This is a genomic window from Erythrobacter sp., assembly GCF_023653175.1.
Lineage (GTDB): Bacteria > Pseudomonadota > Alphaproteobacteria > Sphingomonadales > Sphingomonadaceae > Erythrobacter.
Genome location: NZ_JAMNXL010000159.1, coordinates 1 through 8099, shown reverse-complemented (window position 1 = coordinate 8099; position 8099 = coordinate 1). Strand labels below are relative to the sequence as shown.

General features: G+C 67.2%; 6 protein-coding genes and 1 pseudogene. 1 reads left to right on the top strand and 6 read right to left on the bottom strand.

The window, feature by feature from the left end; genetic code table 11:
- From NBV68_RS15135 to NBV68_RS15110, 6 genes and pseudogenes are all read right to left on the bottom strand, one after another.
- Nucleotides 1–423 (bottom strand): annotated as a pseudogene (locus NBV68_RS15135) (nitronate monooxygenase); the annotation flags it as partial.
- 93 nt (nt 424–516) lie between these two features.
- Nucleotides 517–1251: a methyltransferase domain-containing protein gene (locus NBV68_RS15130; protein ID WP_296311234.1), complete on the bottom strand. Its 735-nt coding sequence runs from the start codon at nt 1249–1251 to the stop codon at nt 517–519.
- A gap of 3 nt (nt 1252–1254) precedes the next feature.
- Nucleotides 1255–2382 (bottom strand): peptide chain release factor 2, encoded by a 1128-nt coding sequence (gene prfB, locus NBV68_RS15125; protein ID WP_296311232.1) that lies wholly within the window; start codon nt 2380–2382, stop codon nt 1255–1257.
- An 87-nt stretch (nt 2383–2469) separates the two neighbouring features.
- Nucleotides 2470–2997: a peroxiredoxin gene (locus NBV68_RS15120; protein ID WP_296311237.1), complete on the bottom strand. Its 528-nt coding sequence runs from the start codon at nt 2995–2997 to the stop codon at nt 2470–2472.
- Between the two features lie 55 nt (nt 2998–3052).
- The gene (locus tag NBV68_RS15115) at nt 3053–5572 is read right to left on the bottom strand and encodes a transglycosylase domain-containing protein (protein WP_296311229.1); all 2520 of its coding nucleotides are present in this window, start codon (nt 5570–5572) and stop codon (nt 3053–3055) included.
- 54 nt (nt 5573–5626) lie between these two features.
- Nucleotides 5627–6532, bottom strand: a complete 906-nt coding sequence (locus tag NBV68_RS15110; RefSeq protein ID WP_296311225.1) for an N-acetylmuramoyl-L-alanine amidase — start codon at nt 6530–6532, stop codon at nt 5627–5629.
- Between the two features lie 427 nt (nt 6533–6959).
- Here NBV68_RS15110 and NBV68_RS15105 point away from each other — a divergent pair.
- Nucleotides 6960–8099: ribonuclease E/G (locus NBV68_RS15105; protein ID WP_296311222.1), on the top strand; the 1140-nt coding region annotated here is incomplete at its 3' end.

The window sequence follows — 8099 nt, the reverse complement described above, 5'->3', positions numbered from 1 at the left end:
GGCGAGCTTGTAGGGCATCCCCGCCCCGCAGGTGACGCCCGTCACCATGCCGCGGGTGCGTTCGAGCACGCCTTCGAGCACGGCCTGCGCCCCGCCCATTTCCCACAAGACGTTGATGTTGATCGCGCCCTTGCCGCCCGCGATCTCGTAGGCCTTCTTGACCTGCGTCGCGGCGCCTTCGATGGCGTAGCGGATCAGCTCCTGGTGGCGCTCCTCGCGGGTGCGGCCATGGTAGATCTGGGGAATGACGTTGCCATTCTCGTCATAGCTGTCGGCGTTGACCGCGCTTACCGTGCCGATCCCGCCCGCGGCCGCCCATGCGCCCGAACTGGCGTGGTTGGTGGCCGACACTCCCTTGCCGCCTTCGACCAGCGGCCACACTTCACGCCCGCCGTAGACGATCGGGCTCAATCCCTTGAACAATGAAGATCCCCTCTGCGCCACTGTGGCGCGGTATTTCGAATTCTTGCCATAGTGCGCGGAGCCCCGCTCGGCAACCTCGGCGCCTGCGCGCCGTCAGCCGGCATCGCATACCTTGATCTTGTCCGGCGCCGTGCGTTCGCGGCCGCGCTCGAAACGGGCGAAATAGCCCTTGATGTCGGGCCGCTCGATATATTCGACGAGGACATAGCCGACTGCCTCGAACTCGCAGAACAGCACGTTGTGCGGCAGGCCGTGGCGGCCCACGGGGCTGTCGCTTTCGACCACCACGATCTGCCCGCCATTGCCGAGCGCGGGCCACATGTTCCACAGGAAGGCATAGGGCTCGGTCACCTCGTGGTACATGTGCACCATGAAGATCCGGTCGAAGCTGTCGGGCGGAAGCTGCGGGTTGTCGATATCGCCGAACTTGATCGAGATGTTCTCGAGCCGCTCACGTTCCACCCTTCGCCCGAGCCGGTCGAGCGCCTCGCGGCTGATGTCCTGCGCCAGCACGCGCCCGTCCGCGCCGACGCGTTCGGCAAGGCGGACGGTGTAATAGCCCTCGCCCGCGCCGATGTCGGCGACGGTCATGCCGGGGCGCAGGTCGGCAAGGTCCATTACCACCTGCGCCTCGTTGCGCTCGTCGCGCGCGTCCTCGTTGGAGAACTGGGTCGAGACGACCGCGGCCACCGGCCGGTCGGGCGCGGGGAATTGCAGAGCGGTTTCGGGGCGGTCCGAGGCTGCGGGCGCGATCGCGTCGCAACCGGCCAGCAGAGCCACGCCGAGCGTGGCGGCAGCGGGCAGAATCGCATGCCGCATGCGGCCCATGGCCTACTCCACGTCCTCGATCTCGACCGTCTCGCCCGTCACGCGCTGCGCGAGCGCGGCCGAGATGAAGGGGTCGATCGCGCCGTCGAGCACCGCGTCGGGCGAGGTCGAGACCACGCCGGTGCGCAGGTCCTTGACCATCTGGTAGGGCTGCAACACGTAGGAGCGGATCTGGTGGCCCCACCCGATGTCGCTCTTGGCCGAGTGTTCGGCGCTGGCCGCTTCCTCGCGCGAGCGCATCTCCGCTTCGTAGAGGCGCGCTTTGAGCATGTTCATCGCGATTTCGCGGTTCTTGTGCTGGCTGCGGTCCTGCTGGCTCGCCACGACGATGCCGGTCGGCTGGTGGGTGATGCGCACCGCCGAATCGGTCGTGTTGACGTGCTGCCCGCCCGCTCCGCTCGCGCGGTAGGTGTCGATCTTGAGGTCGGCCGGGTTGATGTCGATCTCGAAGGTATCGTCGATCACCGGGAACACCCACACGCTCGAAAAGCTGGTGTGGCGGCGCGCCGAGCTGTCATAGGGGCTGATGCGGACGAGGCGGTGGACGCCGCTTTCGGTCTTGGCGTAGCCATAAGCGCCCTCGCCCTTGATATGTAGGGTCGCCGACTTGATCCCGGCCTGTTCGCCCGCCTGATACTCGACCGTCTCGACCTTGAAGCCGCGCCGCTCGGCCCAGCGGGCGTACATGCGCAGGAGCATTTCGGCCCAGTCCTGGCTCTCCGTGCCGCCCGCACCGGCGTGAATTTCGAGATAGGTGTCGTTCCCGTCCGCCTCGCCCGAGAGCAGCGCCTGGACCTTGTCGGCATCGGCCCGGTCGGCGAGCGCGGCGAGCGTGGCGAGGCCATCATCGACGATGGTGTCCTCCCCCTCTGCCTCGCCCAGTTCGATGAACTCGATCGCGTCGGCCATTTCGGCGGCGATTTCGTTGACGGTGTTCACCGCGGTCTCGAGCGTCTTCTGCTCGCGGCTGATCGCCTGCGCCTGCTTGGGATTGTCCCAGAGGTTCGGGTCCTGCACCCGCGCGTTCAGCTCGTCCAGGCGCCGCAGCGCGCGCTCCCAGTCGAGCGACAGGCGCACCAGTGCGAGGGCCGCTTCGATCCGGTTGATGTATGCCTGGGCCTCGGCCCGCATCGGTCAGTCCTTCGTGGCGAAAAGCAACATGAGGCCGACGCGCTTAGCGTTGCGGGCGCGATTGTAAAGCGCCTGCGCCCCCTCGCGCTACGTCCCGAGCATCCGCACCGCGGCAAGCGTCTTGGCGACATGGTCGCGGTAGTCCGCGTTGGAATGGACCGCAACGATCCGGCCATCCCGCGAAATCACGTAGGAAGTGCGCCGCGTCAGCCCGGAGGCCATCGCCACGTCATAGGCCTTGCTGATCTGCGGCGAGGCGACCCCGACCGGGAAGGCATCGCGGCATTCCTTGCGGCTGAAATCCTTGAGGGTCGCGATATCGTCGGCCGACATGCCGATGACCGTGGCCCTGGCGGCCTTGAACTGCGGCATCGCCTCGGCAAAGGCATTGGCCTCGAGCGTGCACCCTTGCGTGAAGGCCTTGGGGTAGAAATAGAGCACCACCGGCCCCTTGGCGAGCGCCGCCTTGAGGCTGAAGCCGAACTCCTTGCCCGCCAGCGCGGCGCGGGTGGTGAACAGCGGGGCCGTGGCGTCCCGTTTCAGCTCGGCCGAGGCGGTGGTGGCGATCAACGCGGCAAGAGCCAGCGCGGCGACGGATCGGATGAAGCGGTTCATACCCTCCCCAACCCGCCAGCCCAGCCAGCGGTTCCGGCCAAAATCGGGCGGCGCGTCAGTCAAGCCCGCCTTCCTCGACAACACTGCCTTCCTCGGGCGGCGTATCGACCACGGCGGCCGCCGCGCTCTGGCGTCCGGCGCGGATCAGCGCGAGGATTTCGTTGCGCTTGGCGGCGATTGCATCCTGACGGGTGTAGCGCTCGGGCTCGGTATCGGGCTTGAAGGCCTCCCAGATGATCGCCGACTTGGGATCATCGGTCGGCCAGCCATCGAACACCCGCTTGCCCGAGCGGCGGTCGATCCGCACCATGCGCACGCCCGTGGGGGCGACGGGGGGAAGATCGGACCACCTGAGCTTGGTCTTCTCGATCAGGCTCTTGATGATCGGCGCGGAGATCGTGCCGCCATAGGCATAGCCGCCCATGTTACGCGGCTGGTCGAAGCCCACGTAAGCGCCCGCAATCATTTGCTGGGTGCCGCCGATGAACCACACGTCCTTGGGGCCGGTGGTGGTGCCGGTCTTGCCGAACAGCGGCAGGCCGAGCGGGTTGAGCACGGTCGCCGTGCCGCGGCTGACCGCGCCGCGCAGCATGTGCATCACCTGAAACGCGGTGCGCGCGTCCATCGCCTGCGTGCCCATCACCCCGAAGCGCGGCATCGGCTTGCCGTCCCACTTGGGCATGTTGCAGCCGCGGCACTCGCGGGCATCGGCGCGCCACAGCACCTTGCCGCGGCGATCCTGCACATAGTCGATCAGCGTCGGCGGATTGAGCCGTCCGTGATTGGCCAGCGCCGCATAGGCCGCGACCATCTTGACCAGCGTCGTCTCCCCTGCTCCCAGCGCGGTCGAGGGATAGGCCGGAAACTTGCCGATCCCGACCTTTTCGATCCCCTTGACGACGTTGGGCATGCCCGCTGTCATCCCGATCTGCACGGTCATGATGTTCTGCGACTGCTCGAGCCCGAAGCGCATCGGGTGCTGCCCGCCGCTGCCCGATCCGCGAATGCACTTCTCGCCGAGGTTTGCGCCCTGATAGTAGCAGAAGCGCGAATTATCGACCTGGGTCGAGGGGGTCATCCCGTTATCGAGCCCGGCGGCATAGACGAAGGGCTTGATCGTCGAGCCCGGCTGGCGGTTGGCCTGGGTGGCGCGGTTGAAGTCCGACAGGCGGTTGTCGAAACCGCCCTGCATGGCCAGCACGCGGCCGGTCTGCGCCTGCTCGACCACCAGCGCGCCCTGCGCCTCGGGGATGGTGCGCACGGCAAAGCCACTGCCCGAGGGGCTGGCGGCGATGACATCGCCCGCCTTGAGGGCATTGGGCAGCCCGATCAGCGGCGACTCGCTGCCATCGGCGAACCCGATCGTCGCGTTCTGGCCGCTGCGGCGGGTGACGACGCCGATCCGCCAGTCCTTGTAGCTGATGCCGAGCGGCGAGGATTGCAGCTGGCTCGCCCAATTGCCCTCCGACAGGTCGAGCGTGGCGATCGGCCCTGCCCAGGCGCGACCGCCGTGGTAGCGCAGCAGGCCTTCTCTCAGCGCGTCGCGCGCGGCGAGCTGCATCTGCGTATCGAGGCTGGTGCGCACCCACAGTCCGCCAGCATAGACCGAGTTCGGCCCCTTCTCCGCCGTCTCGCCGAAGCGCGCGATCAGCTCGCGGCGCACTTCTTCGAGGAAATAGCCCGCATCGACGCTGCGTTCGCGCCGCTGGGTGACAAGCCCCAGGGGCTGCGCGGCCGCCGCGCGGCGTTCGGAGCCGGTGATGAAGCCGTTCTTCTCCATCTGGTCGAGCACGAAATTGCGGCGTTCGAGTGCCGCGTCTTCCTGGCCCTTGCGCCCGTAACGCTCGGGCGCCTTGGGCAGGATCGCGAGGAAGGCCATCTCGTGCAGTTCGAGCTGGTCGACGTCCTTGTCGAAATAGGCGCGCGCGGCCGCCTGCACCCCGAAAGAGCGCCGCCCGAGCGGGATTTCATTGAGATAGAGCTCGAGGATCTCCTGCTTGGTCAGCACCTGCTCGATGCGCCCGGCGAGGATCATTTCCTTGAGCTTGCGGGTCACCGAATATTCGTCGCCCAAGAGCAGGTTCTTGGCGACCTGCTGGGTGATCGTCGAGCCCCCCACCGCGCGCTCGCCCGAGCCGACCTTGGTCGCATAGTCGAACACCGCATTGGCCGTGCCGAGGAAATCGACCCCGCCGTGGCTGAAGAAGGTCTTGTCCTCGGCGGCGAGATAGGCCTCGATCAGCTTCTGCGGGAAATCGGCATATTGCAGCTGCACGCGGCGTTCGCGGGCGTAGGAATGGATGATCTCGCCATCCATCCCGCGCACCACGGTCGGCAGCGGGGTCTCGTAATCGAGCAGCGCCTCGGCCTCGGGCAGGTCGCTGGCGAGCCACACGAACAGCGCGAGCCACAGGGCGAGGAACACCCCGAAGGCGATCGCGGCAAGCCGGAACAGCCGGCTCTGTTTCCAGCGCGCGCCGAACCAGGCGAGCCCTGCGCCAATGTCGCGGTTGACGCGGTAGCGCAGGTAGGCCCAGGTCGAAAGCTGGTCGGAAGAGGGAGTGGTTTCGGTCATTGGCGGGCGCCAACTAGCACGCTGCACCGCGCCAAGGCTAGCGCGATTGCAAACCTATTCCCCGTCCCCGGGCGTCTCGGCACGGCGCGCGAAATAGACCCGGATCGCGCGCGCCAGCACCCCGGCATAGCGCGCCCGGCCCTCGGGCGTGGTGAGCTGTGCCCGGTCCGTCTGGTTGGTGACGAAGCCGCTTTCGAACAATACCGAGGGCACATCGGGCGCGCGCAGGACCGCGAGCGCGGCCGAGCGGCGCGGCTGGGGGACGAAGGCGAGCGCGCTCTCGCCCTCGCGCAGCACGAGGCCCGCAAAAGCCAGCGCATCCTCCTGGGTGCGCTGCTGCGACAGCTCGACGAGGATCGCACTGACATTCTTGCTCGCGCCCGCGATGGTGATGCCGTTCAATCGGTCGGCGTCGTTCTCACGTGCGGCAAAGCGCGCCGCCGCCTCGCTCGAGGCTTCGTTCGAAAGCGTGTAGATGCTCGCGCCGCTGACGGTGTCGTTCTGATCGCCTGCGCTGTCGGCGTGGATTGAGATGAACAGATCGGCCTCGAGCAGCCGGGCGATCTCGGGGCGGTGGGGGAGCGGCACGATGCGGTCGTCGGCGCGGGTCAGCGCGACGCGCACGCCGCCCTGTTTGAGCAGCTCGTCACGCAGCGCCAGCGCGATGGCGAGGGTGATGGCCTTTTCCTCGAAGCGCCTGCCGTCGGCGTCGGTGCCGACTGCGCCCGGATCGCGCCCGCCGTGCCCGGCATCGATCACCACCAGCGGGCGCGTGGGATCCTCAGGGCCTTCGACGCCGGGCAGTTCGAGCGGCGCGGCAGCCTCGTCCGCGAAGGGGAAGTGGAGCACATATTCGCGGCCCCAGATCGGCACCGGGATCACCAGCCCCAGCGCCTTGGCGCCGCCAAGCAGTGCCGCGGGCAGGAGGAGAACGATCAACAGGAGGGTGCGATAACTCATTGCGCTTTGCGGCTTACGGGCTCGGGGCTTGCAAACGCAATAGAGTTGCGGGGCTGGCCCCACAGTGCTAGCGATGTTGTCATAGAGGCGCGGATCAGGGCGCACATGCGCACTCCCGCCCGCCTCTTGCTTCCGGGGACACGACATTCTTCGCACCCCGGTCCAGTACAGGTTGATGCAGTGACAGATCGCTTTTCCCGGACAACCAGCACCACGCGCAATTTGCGCCTTTGTGCCGGTGCGGGAGAAGGCGCGGCACCTGGCCGCACGCTCGCCACTGCAGACACGAGCTTCGCGCCGAGCGCCTCCGGCCTTCACAGCGCGATTTTCCCTTCCGGCAAGGCCTTCGGGCGCGCCGGTTCACCACAATATGCGCGCCCCCTTCACGTCCGTTCGCGGGCAAGGCCGGGCGCATGGAGACATTTGAATGGCAACGCGCATGCTTATCGATGCGCGCCACCCGGAAGAAACCCGGGTGGCGGTTCTGCAAGGCAACCGGATTGAGGAATTCGACTTTGAATCTGCCGAACACAAGCAGATCAAGGGCAATATCTATCTCGCCAAGGTAACCCGGGTCGAGCCCTCGCTGCAGGCGGCTTTTGTCGACTTCGGCGGCAATCGCCACGGCTTCCTCGCCTTCAGCGAGATCCACCCCGACTACTACCAGATCCCCAAGGCGGATCGTGACGCGCTGCTCGCCGAAGAGGCCGAGGCCGCCGAGGAAGAAGAGCGGCTGCGCGCCGAGGACGAGGACGAAGGCATCTCGCCCGGCGGCGAATATGACGCCGAGGACGAAAGCGGCGAGGCGCTGGCCGAGGACTTCGCCGAGAACGGCGTCGAGGAAGTCGACACCTCCGACAAGGACGACGTCGCCACCATCGAAGGCGGCGCATCGGACGAGGAAGAAGGTTCGGACGACGAGGCTTCCGACGATGAGGGCGAAGGCGAAGGCGAAGAAACCTCCGGCGAGAACGGCGAAGAAGGCGGCGATGAACGTCGCGGCCGCGGCCGTGGTCGCCGCCGTCAGGGCGGTGCCAAGGGTGATCGCGGCGACAACGGCGGACGGGACAAGGGCGGCCGCAGCCGCGCCAAGCAGGTCGACGAAGTGCGCGCCAAGCGCATGGCGCTGCGCCGCCGCTACAAGATCCAGGACGTCATCCAGCGCCGTCAGGTGCTGCTCGTCCAGGTCGTCAAGGAAGAGCGCGGCAACAAGGGTGCGGCGCTGACCACCTATCTCAGCCTCGCCGGGCGCTACACCGTGCTGATGCCCAACTCGTCGCACGGCGGCGGGATCAGCCGCAAGATCAGCTCGACCAGCGATCGCAAGCGGCTGAAGGACATGGTCTCGGACCTCAAGCTGCCCCGGACCATGGGCCTGATCGTGCGCACCGCCGGCATGAGCCGCACCAAGCCCGAGATCAAGCGCGACTTCGATTACCTCGCCCGCGTATGGGACGAGATCCGCGAGAACACTCTCGCCTCGGTCGCCCCTGCGCTGATCCACTCGGACAGCGACCTCATCAAGCGTGCGATCCGCGACATCTACAACAAGGAAATCGAGGAAGTC